Source organism: Thalassoroseus pseudoceratinae, assembly GCF_011634775.1.
Taxonomy (GTDB): domain Bacteria; phylum Planctomycetota; class Planctomycetia; order Planctomycetales; family Planctomycetaceae; genus Thalassoroseus; species Thalassoroseus pseudoceratinae.
In genome coordinates this window covers 177,855-200,296 of the sequence record NZ_JAALXT010000002.1, presented here as the reverse complement: position 1 = coordinate 200,296, position 22,442 = coordinate 177,855, and the positions used below count along the sequence as shown (strand labels likewise).

Here is a 22,442-nt window from a genome sequence, read left to right as displayed (position 1 = left end):
TGGGGTCGATGTTTACGGGATTGGTGGAAGGTTGTGGTCGGGTTCAGCGGATTCAAAACGAATCGGCCGGGATCCGTCTGGGTATTGACATGTCTGGCACACCGCTGGGTGAAGCGTGCGTCAATTCCGATCACCCCGACGGAACCGATCTGGGAGCCAGCATCGCTCTCAATGGATGCTGCCTGACGGTGGTGGCTCGCGAAGGCATGGTCCTCGATTTTCAAGCGGGGTCCGAGACGCTATCGAAAACCAACTTAGGGCGATTGGCCGTTGGTGATCGGGTGAATGTGGAACGTTCATTGGCAGTTGGCGGACGGTTGGGCGGTCACTTCGTGCAAGGGCACGTCGATGGCCAAGGCACCGTGACGGCAATCGAAACGGAACCCGGCAGCGACGGCCAAGAGTGGGTCTTCATGACCTTTCAAATTCCGTCGGCGTTGGCCCGTTTGATGGTCTCCAAAGGCTCGGTCGCTGTGGATGGCGTGAGCTTGACCGTAGTCGATCCGACGGCGGAGTCGTTCCGTGTCGCGTTGATTCCTCACACACTCGACGCGACCACACTGGGCACGCGAGCGGTGGGTGACGCTGTGAACATCGAAGCCGACATGCTCGGCAAATACGTCGCGAAATTGTTGGCAACGCCGACCGTGGAGGATCAATGAAACCGATCGAGCGGCAAACGCGATCCCGTTTGATGTCCCTGTTCCGCGAACACGGTTTCGGGCCGAACGCACGGCTTGGCCAAAATTTTCTGATCGACATTAACATCATTGACTTTGTCGTTCGTGAGGCGGATATCACGCCGGATGATGTCGTCCTGGAAGTGGGCGTCGGGACGGGTGGGATGACGTCTTTCCTCGCGTATCTGGCGGCACACGTCGTTGCAGTGGAAATCGACCCGAATATGTACCGATTGGCGAGCGATGTCCTTGCCAACGCGGACAATCTATCGTTACTTAACATCGATGCATTGCGGAATAAGAACCATTTCGCGGACGAAGTTGTTGCCGAAGTGGACAAGGCTTTGGCGGTGGATGAGTCACGTCGGTTGAAGCTGGTCGCAAACCTTCCTTACAGCGTCGGCACGCCAGTGATGTCGAACTTGCTAGCGACAGATTGGCCGTGGGAACGTATGGTGACGACGATTCAACTCGAACTCGCCGAACGCATGATCGCCGGTCCTCGAACATCGGACTACAGTGCATTATCGGTGTGGATGCAGTCGCAATGTCGCGTGGAAATCCTCCGCAAGCTGCCACCGAGCGTCTTCTGGCCACAACCGAAAGTGAATTCGGCCATCGTAAGGGTCGTTCCGGATCATGATGCCATGGCCAAAATTTCCGACCGGGAGTTCTTTCAAGACTTCCTCCGGCGGCTGTTCACGCTGCGACGAAAACTAATGGCCGGTGTGCTGGCGGGGATGTATCGCAAAACGCTATCCAAAGACGACGTGCGGAGCATGTTGGAAGACATGAATCTGCCCACGAATGTCCGCGCGGAGCAACTCGAACCGGCTCAATTGGTCGAACTCTCAAACCGCTTGCATGCCATTACACAATCCAATCCGTGAAATCCGGAACCAGAGTCGATGCAGACCAACGAGCAATTTCTGCATGCGATCGTTGAGGATCCCGACAACGACTTGCCTCGGCTGGTCTACGCGGATTGGTTGGACGAGCAGGGCGATCCGCGGGGTGAGTTCATCCGAGTCCAATGTGAATTGGCAAAACTCGACGAGTTCGACCCCGACCGCATTCCGTTGGAAGAACGACAAGACACCCTGCTCAAAAAACACAAGACGAAGTGGTCAAAAGACTTGAAGGTCGCAGCCATTCGTGTTTTTGAGTTTCGACGCGGGTTCGTGGAAGCGGTCACGCTCAACGTAAAAAATCATCTGCAGAACGCCGAGGCGTTGTTGGATACAGTCCCGACGATCCGCAAGGTGAAGGTCAATGCACTCAAGGCGGTCGTTCCCGAATTCATCACATCGAAGTGGCTGGAACGCATCGACTCGCTGAATCTCGCGGGTAACAAACTCGGACTGCGGCGGATGCGAACGCTATTGGAGTCGCCACACTTCACAGAGATTCGCGAACTCGATCTGACCAGCAACAACATTCTGGCCGGCGGTTTCCAAGCGTTTGTGGATTCCGGCAAGTTCCCGAAACTGACCAAACTCATCTGCAATAACTCGGAAGCCGCGGAACCGTCCAAGCTCTCAAAGATCGGTTGCGGTCCGTTGTGGAAACAATTGGAATCCGTCGAACTTGCCGAACACGCATGGGAAGATGATGCCATTCAAACACTCGCCGAAAGTTGGCCGGTCTGCGGATGGAAGCACTTGAACCTCAGCTTCAATGCATTCGCCGAACGCGGCTTCCAGGCATTATTGGAGAACGGTCACCTCACGTCTTTGGAATCTTTGAGCCTCAAGCGGTGCTATCGGTTGCCGGACTCCGCCATCGCGATGTTGGCAAACGCCGATGCCTTGGGAACGCTTCGATCCCTCGACATTCGCGGTTGCAACTACATCGAGGATGGTCTGAACGCCGTGCTGAATTCGCAATCCTTGGTGGAATTGCGCAAACTCTACATTTCGTCAGCCTTGTTTCCGGAGTTCTATTTACCGATCGTTGCCCACAGCACGGGACTGCCAAACCTCGAAACGTTATATCTGAGTATCAATCCGATTCAATCCAGCGATCTCGCGAGCCTTCGCCAACCAAATCGGTTGCAACAACTCAAAACGCTCGTGATTTTAGCGGGAACCATGGATGACGACGTGTTGGCCGAACTGCGAGAACTACTGCCCGACGTGAAAATCTTCATCTACTCCCCATATTGATGACCGCTCATGTCCGCTCACGAGCAATTTCTGCAAGCGATCGTTGAGGACCCTGACAACGACTTGCCTCGGCTGGTCTACGCGGATTGGTTGGACGAGCAGGGCGATCCGCGGGGGGAATATATCCGCGTGCAATGCGAGTTGGCACAGGTTGGCGATTACGATCCGACCCGAAAACCGCTGGAAGAACGGCAGAACACGCTCTTCAAAAAGCACAAATCGAAATGGACGAAGGACCTGAAAGTTGCGGCCATTCGCAATTACGAATTCCGTCGCGGTTTCGTGGAAGTTGTCACGCTGAACGCGAAGAATCACCTGCAAAATGCGGAGGCGTTGTTGGATCGTGCCCCGACGATTCGCGAGATGAAGATCAACGCTATGAAAACCGTGCTCAACGAATTGCTGGAATCGAAATGGTTGGAGCGGTTGGATTCGCTGAATTTTACCGCATGTCAGATGGGCACACGACGGTTGAAACGACTTCTGCGATCGAAACATCTGAAGAACATCCGCAAACTGAATCTGACCAGCAACGGCTTGGGGCATGCGGGATTGGTTGCACTTGCGACAACAGAATCACTCCCGCGACTCGAGAAACTCAAAATTTGGCATCTCGATTTTTTGGCGTTCGATGATCTTGCTGATGTGGCTCGCGGACGTTTGTGGGAGCAACTGACGGATGTCGAAGTTTGCCACAACAACATGACCGACATTCACATCCAAAGCTTGGCCGATAATTGGCCGAAGTGTCGGTGGAAACGGCTCTCGTTGGCAGGTTGCGGACTGACCGATGTCGGTCTGAAAGCCATTCTCGAGAACGGCCATGCGGACCCGCTCGAGGAGTTGAACATATGCGATAACGGGGCTCTCACGGACGAGGGCATCAGCCAGTTGGCGACGTCGGACCGCTTGACGAACTTGAAGCGACTGGAACTCAACGGTTGCAATATTGGCCTGCAAGCTCTGTCTGCGTTGATGGACTCGGATACACTTTCAAACGTCCGTCGGCTTTCCATCTCACCGGAAGTTTCCGTGGGACTGGCCATCCAAACGATCGCTGACGGCACCGGATTGCCGGCTCTTGAGGAACTCCGCCTGGACACATACTCCGTGAAAACGAAGGACCTGGAATCTCTCCAGCAGCCCGGAAAATTTCACCAGTTGAAAACACTGATTTATCCATCGTACTTTGCGGAAGCGGATGTCAGTGCGGAACTGAACCGACTGCTCTCGAACGTGAACGTCGTCTGATAAACTCATTCCAAGTTGAGAGATCTCCCCATGATTGACCGCCGCTCCATCTTCGTCTTGGTGATGCATCTGTTATTTGCAACGACGGCGATGGCAGCGGACGTGTCACTTTCGATCACCGATTGGAAAGGTGTCCAGCGACGAATTGCGAAACATCATGGCAAGATTGTCGTCGTCAACATCTGGACCACCACCTGCGGCAAGTGTTTGGAAGACCTACCGAAATACGGGGCGATCGCGAAGAAACACGACGGCATTGTTTGGATGACCGTTGCGTGCGATTACGATGGCATTCCCGGTAAGCCGCCGGCGTATTACCGCGAAGGCGTTCTCAAGGTCTTGCGGAAACATGGGCGGATGACCGACAATGTTCTGCTGAGTGATCCATTCTTGGATTTTTTGGACCAAATCGATCTTTCTTCCACACCGGCGGTCCTGGTTTACGGTCGGGATGGAACACTGGCTCGGCGGTTTGACAATGACGATGCACGAACGCAAGAAGCCGAGTTTACCACCGAAAGTGTCGCGACGTTCGTCCAGCGACTCCAAAAAGAAGATCAAACTCAGCCATCCGCTCGATAAACTCAAAGACGACACCGGCGACACCTCGACATCCGCCGGTGCATCACGTGGGTTCGGTGGACGCATTCGGTTGACGACCCTCTCGACAACCTGTCGAAAGCTCGGCACGATGCTCGAATCCGGTGTCGCTGCTCGGAAGGCGTTCAGTGTTGTCGCCAAGCGAACACACGACCAACGTGCGCGAACTGCGTTGCATCACGTCGATGAGGCGGTTCAAGAAGGGCACGATGTCGCCTCCAGCATGGCAGAGCAGGGCAATGCGTTTCCACCGTTGATGATCGACATGGTCTCCGTCGGCGAGAAAACCGGGGCACTGCCGGAAATTCTCAAGAGTCTCGCATTGCACTATGAGAACCTCGTGCGGTTGCGACGAAGTTTCTTCCGTGCGATTGCCTGGCCGATGTTTCAGCTCAACGCGGCTATTTGGGTCATCGCTTTGTTGGTCCTGGTTTTGGGAATGATCGCCCAGAGTACCGGCAGCAAACCGTTGCAGGTTCTACCGTTCGGTTTGAGCGGCGGAACCGGAGCCGTCGTCTGGCTCTTCGCGTGCTACGGGACGCTCGGCACGTTGATCGGCGGGTATTTGCTGGTCACGAAATCGATGCAAGGTCGCAAACTGCTCGATCCACTTTTGATGAAGATTCCCGTATTCGGCGGTTGCATGCGTTCGTTCGCGATCGCTCGTTTTTCCTGGGCCTTCTCGTTGACTCAGAATTCCGGTATGGATATCCGCGAAAGCTTGGAAGCCAGCCTGAACGCCACCAGTAACGGAGCGTACATCGCAGCGTTTCCGCAGATTTGGCGTGAAGTGGAATCCGGCGAACCGCTTGCTTGGGCAATGCGACGAACGCAACTTTTCCCTGGCGAATACCTCGAAATGGTGGAAACCGCCGAGGAAACCGGAACCGTGCCCGAAATGCTGGACCATCTCGGTCCGCAATTCGAGGAAGAAGCCCAACGCGCACTGAAAGCAATGACCTCAACACTCGCGTGGGTTATCTGGGCCATGGTCGCGGTGTTCATCATCGTCCTTATCTTCCGCGTGGCGACGCTCTACGTTGGAATGCTCAACGAAGCCGCCCGCATGTAGGTGATGATCCATGCGCCGATGGCTCAAGGAAAAGTCCACGTTTTCTCCGAGCAATAGGTGGAAGAATCATGAGAAACGGTGGTCCTTGCCCGATCTGCCGAGGAGTGATTGAACGAGATGGCAGGCAACTAGTGACGAAACCGGACGGGACTTCGCGGCGGGCTCAGGTCTTCCACTGCTCCCAATGTGAATTCCGCGGATTTGCCCGAGAGTTCGAACGAGAAGCCCTATTCACGATCGACGATCGCTACGCCTTCTACTTCTGCCCCAAGCCGAAGTTGGCCCTGTTCTATCGCGAGAAAGTCCCACAGAAAGACCCGATCCACGAAATCGATGTCGATGTTCCTGATTTGAATGGAAGACGCGTCACCATCAAACTGATGGGGCTGGGTAAGCGTGGTCGCGAGCGATTGCTCAAAATAATGGGCGATTCCGACTGCCCCATCTTCCCAGTTGACCTCTGGCATGATCCAGGATGTATCCGCCCCCGCCGATCACGAACGGTGGACCAACCCCTGATGAATCACTGGGCCAATGTCATCGAACGCGAAACGAACGGCCCCCATGATAAAGCCTCTTCAGACTAAGCGAATTCACAGTCCGTCACCCGATCAGCCACCGCAAAATTGACGTGTTCTGCTTCTCAGTTCAGAGAATTCTTCACCACTCACAATTCCAGGTTCTGAGAAATCTGATTTGTAAGGCCGTTTTGAGTTGTCAGCTGGAACGGTTCTTGACAGAATCCTGTTGTCCTGTCCCCCGGTGTCGAGAACGCTTGCGCCTCCGAGTTTCCTTATGGGTAAAAAGAAAACGACGCAGGAAATCCTCGCGGAACTTCGTGCAAAAGATTCGAGTGGTGGATCCTCCAGTGAGGAACCCGCCGCCGATCAGTCTAAGGCGGAAACGCCGACTGAGTCGGCATCTCCCGCCGAAGCACCCCCGGCGAAATCGGCCGATAAGCCGAAGTCGACCAAGGATATCATGGCGGCATTGCGAGCCGAGGCTGCTGGCGGAGGCAAAGCGAAGCCCGCCGAGAAAACTGGGGCTAAGCCAAAGTCGACCAAGGACATTATGGCTGCCCTGCGAGCCGAAACGGCTGGTGATGGCAAGGCAAAGCCCGCAGCGAGCGAGGCTACAAAACCTGCAGCAAAGGCAAAACCAAAGGCTGCTGCACCACCCGCTGGCGAGCGTCCCAGCGTGCAGGAAATGATCAAGGTGGCCCGTGAGGGTGCTCCTGATAAGCCTGCCGAAGAAAAACCGAAGACGCGTGTTAAGCCAGCTTCGCGGCGCGCTGCGAAGAAATCCGATGATGACGCGACACGTCGTAGCTTTTTGTTCGACGTGCTTCTTGCTCCGTTCGTGCTTGCTTGGGTCGCATTTGCGAGTGCCGCAACGGCCTTCGGGCTCGGTGTGGCTCGCTACATGATGCCCAACGTACTTGTGGAACCGCCGAGTCGCTTCAAAGTTGGTAGCCCGACAGATTTCCCAGCCAACACAGTATCGACGAAGTTCAAAGCCGAGTTCGGTATCTGGGTGGTTAATGCCAACGTTGACGGAGAGCAGATGGTTTACGCACTCCGGTCGGTTTGTACCCATCTGGGTTGTACGCCGAGTTGGCTTGAAGGCGAACAGAAATTCAAATGCCCCTGCCACGGCTCGGGTTTCTATATCACAGGTGTGAACTTTGAAGGTCCTGCCCCGCGACCGCTCGAACGGGTTGGGATTTCACTTGGTGCCGATGGCTTGCTGGAAGTCGACAAGAGTGTGACATTCCAGCAGGAAATGGGACAATGGGGCGATAGTGCCTCCTACGTTCCGATGGTCTAAGTGCCGCTATCTGTGATCGGGCAGCCGTCTGGGTTGCCAATCGTTTACTTTGACTTTTTCGTTCACTCAGTCAGACCGGGACGCCAAGTATGTCCGTCGGCGAGTACATCCGCAATTCGCAAATTTGGAAGAGTATCTTCCGTCATCCAGCACCGACCGATCGTCGGAATCGGGCTGTGGTGATGCTGACGAACTTCTTCCTGCACTTGCATCCAGTTTCGATCAAACGCCAGGGTATCGCGTTATCTTACACGTGGTGCATGGGCGGGATCACGTTCTTTCTGTTTCTGGTCGAAACCCTGACCGGCGTGCTGTTGATGTTCTACTATCGCCCGACTCTGGAATGGGCGTTTACAGACATTCAAGCACTTCGCGACGTGCAAACGCTAGGGATCATGCGTGAGATCCACCGATGGGGTGCTCACGCGATGGTGATTACCGTGTGGCTACATATGTATCGAGTCTTTCTGACCGGTAGCTACAAACCTCCCCGAGAATTCAACTGGGTTGTCGGCGTGCTGCTGCTTGTGCTCACGTTGCTACTCTCGTTCACGGGTTACCTATTGCCTTGGGATCAACTAGCGATCTGGGCGATCACCGTGGGTTCGAACATGGCTCGGGCAACACCATTGCTCGGGGGTGAAGGCCCAGGGGCACAGTTGCTCAACGTGGGCGGATTCGACTTGATCACCTCAGCTAGCGATGCTCGCTTCCTTTTGTTGGGCGGGCGATTCGTCGGCGAAGCCACGCTGAACCGTTTCTACATTTTGCACTGCGTCGCAATCCCGTTGGTGGTGGCGGGGTTGATTGCGATTCACTTCTGGCGAGTCCGAAAAGACGGCGGAATTAGTCAGCCGCTCTAAGTTTCTCGCTGCTCGTTTCTTAAACTCCTACGGATTCACACTCGGACACGGACACCTCTACTCATGCACAACGCGGAACTGACGAAAGGTGTCATCCTCGGCTTGGGTTGGTTCTATCTGTTGCTGTTCCTTGCGAACGCTTGGTGGACCGTTATCTCATACCGCTCGGGTGAGCATAAACGGGTTCGCCTGTTTGGGCTGCTCGGTGACGGACAAGACGTGCTGTCGGCCACATTCTGGGGTGTATACAGCGGCGTGTTGCTGATGGTGTCTTTGGCACACTTCGTCAACAGTAGTCAGCCCGACTCCTTTGTCCTTGTGTTGCCGGAATTCCTGAAGAACGGCATCGATCAACTCGCAAACCCGGTGATCTATTTCGCGCTTTCGATTGTGCTCTTTGCCGCAATCATCTTGCTGCGTGAGTGGCTCGTGAAGCCGGAAGTCGCTTGGGTGCTCTTCAATGTCTCCGCTGTCGGCATGGCTCTCGCGATGACCGATATGGACTTCCGTAAGATCGTCGGCAAACCGGACAACGTTCCAATTGTGGGGATGTTGTACCTCGTTGCATTCTTCACATGGTTGTACTTCAAGCGGGCGGTCGACAACGATCGAAGAATTGCCGAGGGTCGGCCGTTATACGAGAAAGAAGACAGCGAGAAAGTTCTCGTCTGGCCAGACTTGGTCTACACCGAACTGATTTGCATGGTTCTTCTGACCGTCCTTCTTGTCGTCTGGGGCTTGGCCTTGCAAGCTCCGCTGGAAGAGCCGGCATCTGCGGTAAAAACACCAAACCCGTCGAAAGCACCATGGTACTTCCTCGGACTGCAAGAGATGCTGGTGTATTTCGACCCCTGGTTGGCTGGGGTGGTCTTTCCGACCATCATTTTGCTCGGCTTGATGGCCATCCCCTACATCGATTTCAACAAGAAGGGTAACGGCTACTACACCTTCAACGAGCGTCCATTCGCTGTCAGCGTGTTCCTGTTTGGGTTCCTCCCTTTGTGGATCGCGATGATTATTCTCGGGACGTTCTTGCGAGGGCCGAACTGGAACATCTTCGGACCGTTCGAATACTGGGATGTTCACAAGCTGGAAGTCCTCAACAATGTGAACCTTTCCGAATGGTTCTATCTCTCATTGCTGAATACGGGATTGCCCGAGAACATTCTGGTGAGAGAGGCCCCGGGCTTCATATTGATCGCCGCCTACTTCCTGGTGGCACCACCGTTGCTTGCCGGAACTGTCTTCCGCAAGATGTATCCAAAAATGGGATTCCTGCGATACATGGTGTTCGTCAACTTGCTACTGTGGATGGCCGCCTTGCCAATCAAGATGGTTCTGCGATGGTGGTTGAACCTCAAGTATCTGGTCGCAATTCCGGAATACTTCTTCAATATCTGATTAGGCCATGTGCGAGCACGACGGACTGGCTAGCACAACTTTGAATTGAACAACTGTTTGGCTGCATTGGCAAACCACTCCAGGTTTCCAAACGCATTCGAACTCATCAATGACCAATAGGATCCGACGCTATGCCGGCTGACGATAGTTTCTGGCGAAACCCCAAGAAATTACACATCTGGTTTGCCTTCAGTTCGCTCGGATTGTTGTTCGTGACGCTCGCGATGATGGCTGGCGACCACTCCGATCAATGGCGGGACTACCAAAAGACGTTCGACCAGATCAACGCGATCAAACTCGAAACTGCGATCGAGAGTGAGCAAGGTGGCGAATACCAAGCCCGAGTCGAGCAGCTTCAAACTGAGATCGACCAAGCTGAGTCGAACTTCTCGGAAGAGAAACAGAAGATCGACCAGAAAATCGCGGAGTTGTCTCTCGATGCGGACAACCTCAGCCGTCGCGTACGCGCTCAACGTGCCGTTCGCGACAAAGCTCGGGCCGACTATGACCTCGCCATCCGTGACGAGAAAACAGCACTCGCGGCTCAACTCCGAGAAGACTTCGATCGCGAGCAGCAACGAGTCGACGAGTTGGAACTGGCGTTAAGCAATATCGAAACGGAAATCAAAGAACAGAAACAGGAACTCGCAAAGCAAACCGTCGCCTATGATCAGGCGACTGAAGAGCTCAAGCAGTTCCAAGCTGAAGTCGAACGACTTCAGGCGGCAAAAAGCAAAGTCGATCCCGATAATTGGTTTTCGTCGACAAAACGAAGCATTATGCAGCTGCCGATCATCGACGGCTTCAACTCGCCGCATCAAGTGAAACAAATTTGGCTTCCCGATCTCAAGATCACCTTGGGAATGGCACACACCGCACGATTCGATCGTTGCACAACTTGCCATTTGGGGATCGATCAGGTCGAAGCTGGCAACAAGCCAGCGTACCCCGCAGGTCATCCCGAATCGGAAGAGCCTGCTGATTGGGTTGCGGCGAACGAGTTCCCACAACCGTTCTCGACACACCCCAACCCGGATCTGTATCTGACCGCCACAAGTCCGCACCCCACGCAGACCTTTGGCTGCACCGCGTGTCACGAGGGCCAAGGTTCCGGGACGACTTTCTCCAATGCCGCCCACACACCGAACAATCCAAGCACCGGGAATCATTGGGAAGAAGAATACCACTTCCATCCCAATCACTACTGGGAGTATCCAATGCTCCCCGAGCGATTCCAAGAATCGTCATGTTTGAAATGTCATCATGGCGTCACGGAACTCGCCACCAGCCCGAAATTTGGCAACTCGGCACCGAAAGTGACCAAAGGCTTTGAGACCATCGGCACCTTCGGATGCTTCGGCTGTCACGAAATCAACGGATACGCTGGTTCCCAGTCAATCGGGCCGGATCTGCGATTGGAACCCAACTGGTACGCCGTTGCCCAGCAAGTCAAAGCCGCCGTCGTCGGAGTTCTGAAGGATATGGAACCGGACGCGGAAGAATCCGGTCAGTTGAAGCAGATTGCGGACTTGGCAGACCATGTCGCCGATGCACCGTTCGAGTCAGCGACCGAACGATCCGAATTGCAGTCGATGCTGGTGGCCGATCGTCAACTCCTCAATCCGAAACTGTCTCAACGCACGCACAATCTCGCTGCCGAATTAGCTGATGTCGAACACATCGGCAAATATCGGAAAGTGGGCCCAGCGTTGCGTCATATTCACCACAAGACGACAGACGAGTGGGTCGCATATTGGACAGAGAACCCCTCACGATTCCGACCGTCGACCAAGATGCCACAATTCTTCCATCTCACGAATTTGGATGATGCAACCGCGAAACGCTACCAACCGTATGAGATCCAAGCGATCTCCGAATACTTGTTGAACAAATCAAAAGAGCAACCATTCGATATGCTTGCTCCCGCAAAAGACTACAAACCCGACACCGAACGAGGTCGAGAATTGTTCGCGGAACGGGGTTGTCTGGCGTGTCATTCGCACTCCGAATTCCCGTCGGCGACGGCGAACTTCGGACCGAAGCTTGACCGTGTCCACGCTAAGCTCAAGGAATACGACCCGGCTGCTGAAGACTTCACACAAAGCGAAGCATTCCGCTGGCTTTACACGTGGCTTCGCGATCCGCAGCGTTACCACAAACGAACTCGGATGCCGAATCTGTACCTGGACGCCTACGAATCAGCAGACGGCGAAGAGACACAAAGCGTCGACCCCGCCGCCGACATCGCCGCATGGCTCCTGCAGAAAGGTCCTGAGAAGTTCGAGGCACCGAGCACATTGCCGGTCCACCTGGGACTTGTTGTCGAAGACCGAGCATTCGAGTCGGGTGTCCTCGTGACAGAAGTATTGCGATTCTCCCCCGCAACACGAGCAGAGCACGGGGAAGGTGAGGACAAGATCGAATGGCCGCTACTCGCTGAAGACGTGATTTTGGAAGTCGGCGGACGTGAAGTGACCAATTCGAAGGTCTTCCGGGAGCTCGTCAACGAGCTCGACGAAGACGAACGAGTTTCTGTTCGGGTCCAAAGAGCCGGAACTGAAAAAACCGTCACCGTAATCGCACAGAGTCCTCTCCAAGATTTGATGCGACTGTACTTGTCGAAAACGCTCACCAACCCGCAAGTCGAAGACACCTTTACCGCTCACGCTTATCCGTTCGAGGCGGACATGATCAAAGGTGATGAAATCGAGCTCGTCCCAGGCAAAGTGGATGGTGAGAAGCTTTCCGATGAAGATTGGAAGAGCATGCAGATGGCCTATCTGGGTCGTCGCACGATCTCACGCTACGGCTGTTATGGTTGTCATGACATTCCTGGTTTTGAATCTGCGAAACCGATCGGGACTTCACTTCAGGATTGGGGTCGTAAGGACACCAGCAAACTGGCCACCGAGCACATCGCCGAATTCCTCCATCACAATGGACATGGCGACGAATTGAGCACGAGTGAGCAAGTCGAGCAAGCCATGAAGTCCGCACGGGCTGACGAGTTTGCGTCCGAGGAAGAACGCGAAAAAGCACTTTCGATGGCCTACTACTACGAATCACTGGCCGAGCATGGCCGACCAGGATTCATTTGGCAGAAGCTGCATGCACCACGTAGCTACGACTATCACAAAACGGAAACCAAAGGCTACGACGAACGTTTACGAATGCCGAAGTTCCCGTTCGACGAAGCTCAGATTGAGTCCGTGATCACGTTTGTGTTGGGGCTCGTGGCCGAACCGCCAGCGGAGCAGTATCTCTATCAACCGGAAGGTGCGGACAAGGCCCGATATGAAGGCGAGTTCCTGCTGAAGAAATACAATTGTACCAGCTGCCATATGCTCGACCTGCCCGAAATGCAGATCATGGTCGACCGCGAATCGGACGACACTCCATCGACCTATGCGGACATGGTCGGCATGACGCAGTCGCAGATGCTCGACTGGTTCGTGGAAAATCGAAAGGCACTCTTGGATGACGCTACCGATCCACCGGAGTACCCCAAGGAAATCCAACAAGTTGAAGAATTGGCGAAATTCTTCGGGCTAGAAACCGACATTCCCGGCATCGCTCAATTGGCCGACACGGGAAAATCTACGCAGTTCCGTGCCAACCTCGAAACATTCTTCAAGGATCATCCCGAACTTCGACTTCAGACGAAGCCGGACGTATCCAAAGAATCTCCGCACGGAATTCTCAAGTTCCTGAACTTCCGCGAACGAAGTTCTGGAGAAGTCGACAAGACAACCGACGATGGCGATGCGATCTTTGCATTCCACGGTTTGCAGACGGACCGATTGGTCCTGGATGACCCGGAGAACCCCAACTTCAAATATCAGCTGTGGGAACCGCTGGAAATCGGTGGCAAAGTCTATCTGCCTGGTGTGGATGCCTTTAACTTTACACAGTCGATGGTCGCCGACGAGAAGCCTGCCCGTGGTGGTGATTTCGCCCAGTGGCTTGTTGGGCGGATCGATGAGAAATCCTCACCAGCCGACCAAGGCACATCGGCCAGTATCACCAAAGCTTGGCAGATGGTTCCGCCTCCGTTGTATGGGGAAGGGAAGAAGGTTCAAACCGCTTGGCTTTACCGCTTCCTCAAGAATCCCGATCGACTTCGTTGGATGGCCGTCCTACGAATGCCACAGTTCAACCTGAGTGACCAAGAAGCACGTAGCCTCGCCAATTACTTTGCGGCTGCGGATGACGCGGACTTCCCGTATCAAGACATTCCCGAACGTGAAGAGCCGTACCTCAACCATAAGGAACAAGAACTTCACGCGTTCCTGGAAGAGCAGAATACGGACTATCTCAACCAAAGCTGGGATATGCTGGGCAAACACGATGTCTGTATCAAATGCCACTCGATTATGGGACGGCAGTTCAATGGTACTGGTGATTCCGTCACTCGTGGACCGGACTTGCGGTCTCGCACGTCGGATCGGCTGCGTCCGGAATGGCTGGAACTCTGGTTCTATAATCCCAAGTGGAGTTTGCCCTACACGGCGATGCTCGCACCGTCGACAAATACGACCGAAGGGTATTTCAAGAAAGATCCGGAATGGCAAGTCACCGGGTTGCGTGATGCCATCATGAATTACGATCAGCTCATTCAGAAGCACGGTATCGTCGAGGCCCCAGCGGCGCCGCAGACGAATGCCGATCCCGCTGAAAACGAGTAGACTTCCAATGCACTCAAAGGCACAGAATTCGATGATTCGACGACAAAACATCACTGTATCACTTTGCGTTGGTGGGCTTTTCCTGGTCCTCAACGGTTGTGGTGGCGGTGTCGAAACCGATGCGAACGTGGTCCTCAAACCGACCTACGATGTTGCTCCTGAAGCCGGCAAAGAGGGCGGCACGAGCAAAACTGGTGGTAACGGAACCGGTGGCGGTGACAGCACAACAACAGAACCGGAAGCCGGTGGAGTGGGTATCTGGAAAGGCAAAGTCCAAATTGCTGCCGGTGACGCGCTTCCCGAACCGAAAATTCGTTTTGCAGTTGGCAAAGCCACCGCTGATCCGCAGTGGTGTGCAGCCAAACAACCGATCATGAATCGGCAGCTGATTGTCAATCAGGAAACTCGTGGCATCGCAAATGTCTTCATCTGGCTTGAGGAAATGCCCGACGGCGGTAAAGCCGAAACCTCCAGTTCTCAGAGTTGGGAATACCTCTTCGACCAGAAGAATTGCACGTTCGTTCCTCACGGCATGGTGGTTCGGACGGGGCAACCGATCAAGGTCGTCAGTTCAGACCAGGTTAAGCACAATGTGCACTCGCGACCGCTTGAAAATGCGGAGTTCAACGAGTCTCTTTCGGCTGGTGAAACCACAGAGATGACGTATCAGTCGCCTGAGTTTGTGCCAGTCAAAGTCGTCTGCGACATCCACACTTGGATGAATGCCTATCAATTGCCGGTTTCGCATCCGTACGCCGCCGTGACGAACGAGAAAGGCGAGTTCACCATTGCCGACCTCCCGGCTGGCGACTATGAATTTAAAGTATGGCATGAAGCCAAAGGCTGGATTCACCGAGGACTGGAAGTCACGATCACAGGTGGCGATAATACACAGACCATCGATGTGAGTGCCGGTGAATTGCTTGGAGCATTTGAAGGCCCGAAACCTCGGACAGTCCTGCTGTCCGGATTCTAATTCGCGGACAATTGCCGCGAGATGATGATCGTTTGAGATTCAATTCCACATATTTGATTCGGTCAATTTGGCCATGTATATGAATCCATCACCAGCCCATTGCATCACCACACGTCGAGTGGTCAAAAACCTAACCGCCGGACTGGTTAGCTGTCTTGCGATCCTGACGGTCGTAGGTTGCTCCCCACCCGAAGCCGAGTTTTCTCCGAGCAAGGAAACCGTGGGGTTGTTGCCGCCCGCAGCACGTGCTGTGGAGGATGCGGTCAAAGAACACTTCGGTACGCCCGACGAAATCGTCGCGTGGCTGCGAATGCCGCTCGCATTCGGTGGACTCTCCGGTGTAGTTGCCGAAGACGACACTGAAACCGAAGACGGCGCAACCAGCACAAAGACGTTCAAGGTCGATTTCTCGGGACCTGCAATGCTCGTCAAATACGATCGAAACTTCGATGACGAGCTCAGCCTCGACGAGTTTCCGATCTCTCTCCAAGAAGTCTTGATGGCAAAGCGTGGGTCGAAGACATCTTTCGAGCGTTACGATCGCGATGGCAATGGAAGCTTCTCGGCTGAAGAAATCGAGAAAGCCAGAATTAAAAGTGACGAGTGGGAAACGGAAATTATATCCGCGGTCAACGAGGAAAACGTCAACGAACTCATCGGGCAAACCCTGACTTTCGCGGACGGTCTCTATGTGAAACAGTCGACGCGGATTGCCGACCTTGATTTGGAAACTGGTCGATTGACGGTCACTGCTCAAGGTTTTGAAGAACCGGTCGAACCGGGAACGCGAATCATCGTTGACTTCGGTGACAACCTGAAACATGGTCGTACCGTGTATATGCAACACTGCATGCACTGTCACGGTGTGACTGGCGATGGGAATGGTCCGACGGCCGAGTATCTCAATCCGTTGCCACGCGATTACCGGCAAGGTTGGTTTAAATTTGCTTCCACTGGGCAGAACGATCCACCGAACACCGGCGACCTCGACCGCATTATTCGTCGAGGAATCCCTGGGACTTACATGCCGTCGTTTGCGTTACTGAAGGAAGACGAGGTTGCAAATACGGTTGAATACGTTCGTTGGTTGTCGATGCGAGGTAATCTCGAGCTGAGTCTCGCGGGCCGGATGTCGCGTGAGTATTCCGAAGCGAGTGTTCAAGACGAAATCGATACCGCTTTGAATCGTCATCAACAAGCTGTCGAGAAGTGGAACGAAGGCGGACAAAAGGGCGAAGAGCCTGTGCTTGAAAAAACCGCTACAAAAGTTCGCAAAGATCGACTCGCGGATTTGAAAGACGACTTGGAAAAGATTCCCGGCTATGTCGATCGGTATGCGGATCAGATCGCCACGAATTGGAAACAAGCCCAACAACTTTCGCACGCGATCTACCCCAAAGAACCACGGACGCCGGACACCGCAGCATCCAGATCGCGGGGACGACTATTGTACTTGCGAAACAATTGCCACAACTGTCATGGCGTGACGGGTGAAGGGAATGGACCTCGTACTCGTGAATTCGACAAAGACCCAGTTACGAACGAGCCGTATCCGACACCGGGCTTATACAACAAATGGGGCCATCCCATCGAACCTCGGAACTTGACGGTCGGGATGTATCGCGGTGGACGGCGTCCACTCGATCTTTACCGTCGAATTCACGAAGGAATGCCAGGAACGCCAATGCCGCCTTATGGCAAATTGGAAGATCAACAAATTTGGGACATCGTTAACTACGTCATGTCGTTGCCGTACAATGATCCAATGGCGGGAACGCCGAAGGAGTCTGAGGAAGCATCCGAGGACGAGGTTGCGGCTCGGCAAGATCAGCATGAACAGCTCGTCGCGGAAACTGCGGACGAATAATCTCAATCGCATCGCCGTGTGGGGACGAATTTGGGTTTCCGAGTGGCTGGGTTGAACCGGTTGGAGTAAGACGTGAAACGACTTTGGGTTGCCTTTTTTATGTTCTGGCCGTTGTTGGCCGTTGTCGTCTGTTGGTTCGCCGCTGACATGAATTGGTGGCTGCCCCGACACGATGGGACAATCGGTGGCGCGGAAGGTGTCACGACCGCATTCAGCCCGATCGGCCAACGAATCGACGACTTGTTCCACCTGATTCTCATCATCACCTCCGTTGTCTTCGTCGGTACCCATATTGCGTTGGGATACGTGGTTTGGGGCGGAGCGAAGAACGTTGATGAAGGTCGAAAGTCGGTCTTTACCCACGGAAGCCACAACCTGGAAGTGATGTGGACAATCATTCCGGCCGGAGTTCTGCTATTCATCGCCTTGTATCAAATGGATACTTGGGCCGAATATCGGGTGAAGAGTACCTATCCGGAGAAAGCCCTGAGAACACCAATTGCCGAGATCACCGCTCGGCAGTTTGAGTGGCGGATTCGGTATCCTGCCCCTGGTCGAGAATTTGCCAGCGATGCGGAGGTCGACCAATGGTTGATGGGTCCGCAACCGGGTGACTTGTACTCGGTCAACGAATTGCACGTGCCCACCAACCGTCCTGTGATCGTCCATTTACGATCGATGGACGTGCAGCATTCGTTCTTCGTTCCGAAGCTACGCGTCAAACAGGATGCGGTCCCCGGATCGATTATCCCCATCAAATTCGAAGTCACCAAACCCGGTGAATATGAGCTGCTTTGTGCGGAGCTGTGTGGCTGGGGCCATTACAAGATGGGAGCGAAACTCATCGGCCGGAACACCCAGGGCCATGCCGCTGCGATCGAAAAAATGAGGCATGACCAAGAATACGACGGCATCACGCAACCTGCCGATTCCGTCGTTGACCAAACGGAATCCACAACGCGGATGGCGCGAACGAACTAATCGTTTGCCGGATGTCGCAACTAAGTTTTTCCGATCGGACCTCTTGACGGTCAGTGTCGGAGAAACAGACTTAATTCCAGGCTAGAACCGCCTGAATCGTCGAGGGATATTGTGAGTACGATCAACCATCCTGTCTCGTCACATGATTTGCATCATGCCCATCATGACCCTGGTTTCGTGCGGAAGTACATCTTCTCCACCGACCACAAAATCATCGGCATTCAGTTCCTGATCACCACGCTCATCATGCTGATGTTCGGTGGGGCGTTGGCACTTGCGGTCCGCTGGCAACTGGCGTTTCCTTGGTCTTACGTGCCGATTCTCGGCAACATGATCGAACAGTTCGCACTCCAAGGCGGTCAAATGTCGCCGGAGTTCTACACGATGCTGTTCACGATGCATGCCTCGGTGATGATCTTCCTGGTCATCATTCCAGTTCTGGCGGGGGCGTTTGGAAACTTTTTGATTCCCCTGATGATCGGGGCCGACGACATGGCCTTTCCGGTCTTGAACATGCTCAGCTACTGGTTCATGTGGCCCGCGATTTTCTGTTTCACGATGGCCACCGGTTTGGGAGCCGGACTGAACGGTGTCGAAGGCGCGACTGCCGGTGCCGCAGCGGGTTGGACGAGTTATCCAGTTCTCTCGGCAATCCAAGCGGCAGCACCGGGTTCGGGAGCTGCTCAAAACTGGTGGTTGCTTGGACTGACATTGGTCGGGGTTTCCTCGATGATGGGGTCCGTCAATTACATGACGACAATCATCAACATGCGTGCCCCTGGTATGACATTGTTCCGAATGCCACTCACCATTTGGGCCATGTTTATCACGGCGATTCTCCAAGCCTTTGCCTTGCCGGTGCTGACTGCCGCCGGTTTCATGCAACTGAGTGACCGTGTTTTCGGCACGACATTCTTTATCCCAGGCGGTTTGGATATCAACAACACCGATCCGAGTGTCGGCGGTGGCCAACCCCTACTGTGGCAACACCTGTTTTGGTTCTATTCACACCCAGCTGTGTACATCATGCTTCTGCCAGCGATGGGCATGGTGTCTGACATGCTTGCAGCAACCTGCCGAAAGCCGATTTTCGGTTACAAACCGATGGTTTACTCGTTGGCTGCGATCGCGGGTCTTGGTTTCATCGTGTGGGGACACCACATGTTTACCAGTGGTATGAATCCCGCGCTCGGCATGACGTTCATGGTCTCCACTATGATGATTGCACTCCCATCAGCCATTAAAGTGTTCAACTGGATCGGAACGATCTGGGGGGGGCGGCCTGTCTTCAACACGATCTTCCTGAACTGTGTGGCGTTCATTTCGATGTTTATCGTCGGTGGACTCTCCGGCATCTTCATGGCAGCGGTGCCCGTCGATGTCTACTTCCACGACACTTACTTCATTGTGGCTCACTTCCACTATGTGTTGTTCGGGGCCACCTTGTTCGGAGTGTTTGCCGGTATTCATTTCTGGTTCCCGAAAATGTTCGGGCGGACGATGAACGACACCGTCGGCAAGATGCACTTCGTATTAACGTTCATCGGCTTCAATTGCACCTTCTTTCCGATGCACTTGCTCGGTATTTCCGGGCTGCCACGACGGTACGCTGATCCGTACATCCACCCATACCTCGAGCATCTTTTGAACATGAATCAGTTCATGACGATCTCGGCGATGCTTATGGGGGTTGCTCAGTTCTTGCTGTTAGGCAACTTCTTCTATTCGATGTTCTTCGGGAAGAAATGCGGACGAAACCCGTGGAATGCGAACGGTCTGGAATGGACCGCACCATCGCCACCCGGGCACGGCAACTTCGATATCCCGCCAATTTGTTATCGTGGACCGTATGAGTACTCCTCGCCATTGGTTCCCGATCAGGATTACTTGCCGCAAACGCACCGCTTAACCTCTGTGCCAAATCCGAATCCGACCACTGCGACATGATTCTTGAAAGCTCTGATCTCGGGGCGTGGCGAAAACGCTGCCAACCGAGTTCGAGCCAAGCTCGATTTTGAAACCATTTGAATTGACGTTCCGCTAGCTGAACTCCATGAACTCCGCCGACTATCGCCCTCTTGTCCATCGATATGCCATGTTGATGTGCGGCATTGCTTTGCTGCCGTTGATCATGGGGGCGTTGACGACCACACTGAAAGCCGGTTTGGCTTTCCCGGATTGGCCCACCTCGGATGGCCAATTCATGCTGACCTACCCGTGGTTTCACGACTGGGTTCGCGGGGCGACCGAAAAGTTCTGCGAGCATGGCCACCGGTTGGCGGGAGCACTGATCGGCTTTGTCAGTATCGGTTTCGTTTACGTGACGTGGCGGTACGAACGGCGTCGCTGGATTCGCGGCATCGCGGTCGCTGTGCTTCTTTCGGTCATCTTCCAAGGATTGCTTGGCGGCGGACGAGTTGAACTTCGTGCCACGACTTTGGCAATGATCCACTCCATTTGTGGCGCGTTGGTCTTCGCGAGCATTGCAGTGGTCGCGGTGATGACGAGTCGATCTTGGTGGTCAGTTTCTGAAGAACTGGAACAAGTGACATCGCCGGTTTCCGAACTCTGGCAACAACTCGACCGGTTGCGTATTTTCGCGACGATCACGCCGATTTTCCTGGTGGCTCAGTACCTATTGGGTGGCTGGTTGCGACATTTTGGCGGCGGATTGTATGAACACATCGGCGGAGCTGTGATTGCTTGGTTGTGTCTTGTTGTGACCGCTGTCATTGCCATTCGAACGCAAGTTCCGTGGATTCGACGAGCAGGTTGGACATTCGCGATCATGGGGAGCTTGCAAGTTTTCCTCGGATTGGGAGCCTTTGTCGTCCGCTTTGGATTCGCGCCGCTGGGATATGTCGCTCAAATGCAATCATCTTTCCAAGTCGCAGTGCGAACAGCCCACGCCGTTATCGGGATGGCTCTACTGGCGAGTTCACTCGTTGTCCTCGTTCGATGCCTGCGAGTTCGCTACATTCTCAGAGAACAACTTGGATCCGTGACGAAAAGTGACTCAAAACATTTGCCATCAAACCGGCCTGTTGTGCCGGCGTATGCAGAAGGGGGCTCTCGGTGAGTACGTGGAATCGTGAAGCAACAGCGACTCCCACATCGACCGGTCATTCGGTCGATTCAGTCGTGATTGTTTCGCCACTCAAACCGCCGAAATGGTCGGCACAGCCAATCTCGTTGGCACGGTTGGCCGACTATCTTGAACTAACCAAGCCCAAGATCGCTGTCTTGGCATTGGCGACGGTCACGTTCGGATATGTTCTCGCGAGTGGAACGACAATCGATCGCGCCGGCCTCATGCATGCGTTGATCGGCATCACCCTTGTCGCCGTGTCGTCGAGTGTGCTCAATCAACTGATCGAACGTGATACCGATCGGCGAATGGACCGTACCCGCAACCGTCCGATGGTGACAGGTCGCGTGACGGCGATCGAAGGTTTGGTGTTCGGTCTCGCAACTGGAATGATGGGGACGCTGTATCTGTCCGTGTTTGTGAACTTGCAAACCGCGATTCTCGGCGTCTTCACATTGCTGACTTATGTGGCCCTCTACACCCCGATGAAACGCACAAGCTCCTTCTGTACCACCATCGGGGCAGTTCCGGGCGCGTTGCCGCCAGTCCTGGGATGGAGTGCCGCAGGTGGTTCACTTGATGCAGGTGCCGCAGCACTTTTCGCCATCCTGTTTTTTTGGCAGTTTCCGCACTTCCTCGCGATCGGGTGGCTGTACCGCACTCAGTACGAACGGGCGGGCCTGAAGATGCTGCCATCCTGTTGGGCGAATCGTAACCTGACAGGTGCTCTCGCTGTCCTTTATGCATTGGCCTTGTTGCCAGTTAGCTTGTTGCCATCCGTTTTCGATATGGCTGGCTCGGCGTACTTCGCGGGAGCCATCGTGCTGGGAATGGGCTATCTCATTTGTGCAGTCCTGTTCATGGCCAATGAAACTCGGTCCTCGGCTCGACGGTTGTTGTGGTCGTCGTTGTTATATCTTCCATTGCTGTTGACGATTTTGACTTGGGACCATTTCCAACTGCTACGTTGATTCAACACTTGCGAA

The 22,442-nt window shown here is 54.2% G+C and carries 17 protein-coding genes; all 17 read left to right on the top strand.

Translation table 11 applies throughout. The features are described from left to right. Positions 1 to 8 precede the first annotated feature (8 nt). The 17 genes from G6R38_RS06385 to cyoE all read left to right on the top strand — a co-directional run bounded on the left by G6R38_RS06385 (position 9) and on the right by cyoE (position 22,427). Positions 9 to 662 (top strand): riboflavin synthase, encoded by a 654-nt coding sequence (locus G6R38_RS06385; protein WP_166821640.1) that lies wholly within the window; start codon positions 9 to 11, stop codon positions 660 to 662. After that, positions 659 to 1,570: a 16S rRNA (adenine(1518)-N(6)/adenine(1519)-N(6))-dimethyltransferase RsmA gene (gene rsmA / locus G6R38_RS06380; protein ID WP_166821637.1), complete on the top strand. Its 912-nt coding sequence runs from the start codon at positions 659 to 661 to the stop codon at positions 1,568 to 1,570. Before G6R38_RS06385 ends, rsmA begins: the two co-directional genes overlap by 4 nt. 18 nt (positions 1,571 to 1,588) lie before the next feature. After that, a complete protein-coding gene (locus G6R38_RS06375) occupies positions 1,589 to 2,845 on the top strand; it encodes a TIGR02996 domain-containing protein (protein WP_166821634.1) in 1,257 nt (418 codons plus the stop codon). A 9-nt stretch (positions 2,846 to 2,854) separates the two neighbouring features. Beyond that, entirely contained in the window at positions 2,855 to 4,096 is a 1,242-nt protein-coding gene (locus G6R38_RS06370; RefSeq protein ID WP_166821631.1) for a TIGR02996 domain-containing protein, read from the top strand. 30 nt (positions 4,097 to 4,126) lie between these two features. Further along, positions 4,127 to 4,678 (top strand): TlpA family protein disulfide reductase, encoded by a 552-nt coding sequence (locus G6R38_RS06365; protein WP_166821628.1) that lies wholly within the window; start codon positions 4,127 to 4,129, stop codon positions 4,676 to 4,678. Continuing rightward, complete coding sequence (locus G6R38_RS06360) at positions 4,617 to 5,768, top strand: type II secretion system F family protein (RefSeq protein ID WP_206028490.1); 1,152 nt, start codon at positions 4,617 to 4,619, stop codon at positions 5,766 to 5,768. The genes G6R38_RS06365 and G6R38_RS06360 overlap by 62 nt, the downstream gene beginning before the upstream one ends. Before the next feature lie 68 nt (positions 5,769 to 5,836). After that, positions 5,837 to 6,355 carry a hypothetical protein gene (locus G6R38_RS06355; protein ID WP_166821621.1) on the top strand — a complete coding sequence of 173 codons (519 nt, stop codon included), beginning with the start codon at positions 5,837 to 5,839 and terminating at the stop codon, positions 6,353 to 6,355. A 208-nt stretch (positions 6,356 to 6,563) separates the two neighbouring features. Continuing rightward, a complete protein-coding gene (locus G6R38_RS27810) occupies positions 6,564 to 7,595 on the top strand; it encodes a Rieske 2Fe-2S domain-containing protein (RefSeq protein ID WP_206028489.1) in 1,032 nt (343 codons plus the stop codon). Positions 7,596 to 7,684: 89 nt separating this feature from the next. Then, positions 7,685 to 8,458, top strand: coding sequence for a cytochrome b N-terminal domain-containing protein (locus G6R38_RS06345; RefSeq protein ID WP_166821617.1), 774 nt, complete (start codon positions 7,685 to 7,687; stop codon positions 8,456 to 8,458). Between the two features lie 63 nt (positions 8,459 to 8,521). Then, positions 8,522 to 9,859: a cytochrome b family protein gene (locus tag G6R38_RS06340; RefSeq protein WP_166821614.1), complete on the top strand. Its 1,338-nt coding sequence runs from the start codon at positions 8,522 to 8,524 to the stop codon at positions 9,857 to 9,859. A 131-nt stretch (positions 9,860 to 9,990) separates the two neighbouring features. Next, on the top strand, positions 9,991 to 14,544 hold the full coding sequence (locus G6R38_RS06335) for a PDZ domain-containing protein (RefSeq protein ID WP_166821611.1): 4,554 nt from the start codon (positions 9,991 to 9,993) through the stop codon (positions 14,542 to 14,544). 31 nt (positions 14,545 to 14,575) lie between these two features. Next, positions 14,576 to 15,520: a carboxypeptidase regulatory-like domain-containing protein gene (locus G6R38_RS06330; protein ID WP_166821608.1), complete on the top strand. Its 945-nt coding sequence runs from the start codon at positions 14,576 to 14,578 to the stop codon at positions 15,518 to 15,520. A 790-nt stretch (positions 15,521 to 16,310) separates the two neighbouring features. Then, on the top strand, positions 16,311 to 17,387 hold the full coding sequence (locus tag G6R38_RS28360; protein WP_390881379.1) for a cytochrome c: 1,077 nt from the start codon (positions 16,311 to 16,313) through the stop codon (positions 17,385 to 17,387). Between the two features lie 72 nt (positions 17,388 to 17,459). After that, a complete protein-coding gene (locus G6R38_RS06320) occupies positions 17,460 to 18,368 on the top strand; it encodes a cytochrome c oxidase subunit II (RefSeq protein WP_240928097.1) in 909 nt (302 codons plus the stop codon). Between the two features lie 111 nt (positions 18,369 to 18,479). Beyond that, the gene (locus tag G6R38_RS06315) at positions 18,480 to 20,315 is read left to right on the top strand and encodes a cytochrome c oxidase subunit I (RefSeq protein WP_240928096.1); all 1,836 of its coding nucleotides are present in this window, start codon (positions 18,480 to 18,482) and stop codon (positions 20,313 to 20,315) included. Between the two features lie 106 nt (positions 20,316 to 20,421). Continuing rightward, positions 20,422 to 21,447: a COX15/CtaA family protein gene (locus tag G6R38_RS06310; RefSeq protein ID WP_166821602.1), complete on the top strand. Its 1,026-nt coding sequence runs from the start codon at positions 20,422 to 20,424 to the stop codon at positions 21,445 to 21,447. Then, the gene (gene cyoE / locus G6R38_RS06305; protein WP_240928095.1) at positions 21,444 to 22,427 is read left to right on the top strand and encodes a heme o synthase; all 984 of its coding nucleotides are present in this window, start codon (positions 21,444 to 21,446) and stop codon (positions 22,425 to 22,427) included. Before G6R38_RS06310 ends, cyoE begins: the two co-directional genes overlap by 4 nt. The last annotated feature ends 15 nt before the right edge of the window (positions 22,428 to 22,442 follow it).

Bases quoted from the DNA above. Each gene is read 5' to 3' on its own strand.
- G6R38_RS06385 (WP_166821640.1), top strand. From the start codon at position 9: ATGTTTACGGGATTGGTGGAAGGTTGTGGTCGGGTTCAGCGGATTCAA.
- rsmA (WP_166821637.1), top strand. From the start codon at position 659: ATGAAACCGATCGAGCGGCAAACGCGATCCCGTTTGATGTCCCTGTTC.
- G6R38_RS06375 (WP_166821634.1), top strand. From the start codon at position 1,589: ATGCAGACCAACGAGCAATTTCTGCATGCGATCGTTGAGGATCCCGAC.
- G6R38_RS06370 (WP_166821631.1), top strand. From the start codon at position 2,855: ATGTCCGCTCACGAGCAATTTCTGCAAGCGATCGTTGAGGACCCTGAC.
- G6R38_RS06365 (WP_166821628.1), top strand. From the start codon at position 4,127: ATGATTGACCGCCGCTCCATCTTCGTCTTGGTGATGCATCTGTTATTT.
- G6R38_RS06355 (WP_166821621.1), top strand. From the start codon at position 5,837: ATGAGAAACGGTGGTCCTTGCCCGATCTGCCGAGGAGTGATTGAACGA.
- G6R38_RS27810 (WP_206028489.1), top strand. From the start codon at position 6,564: ATGGGTAAAAAGAAAACGACGCAGGAAATCCTCGCGGAACTTCGTGCA.
- G6R38_RS06345 (WP_166821617.1), top strand. From the start codon at position 7,685: ATGTCCGTCGGCGAGTACATCCGCAATTCGCAAATTTGGAAGAGTATC.
- G6R38_RS06340 (WP_166821614.1), top strand. From the start codon at position 8,522: ATGCACAACGCGGAACTGACGAAAGGTGTCATCCTCGGCTTGGGTTGG.
- G6R38_RS06335 (WP_166821611.1), top strand. From the start codon at position 9,991: ATGCCGGCTGACGATAGTTTCTGGCGAAACCCCAAGAAATTACACATC.
- G6R38_RS06330 (WP_166821608.1), top strand. From the start codon at position 14,576: ATGATTCGACGACAAAACATCACTGTATCACTTTGCGTTGGTGGGCTT.
- G6R38_RS06310 (WP_166821602.1), top strand. From the start codon at position 20,422: ATGAACTCCGCCGACTATCGCCCTCTTGTCCATCGATATGCCATGTTG.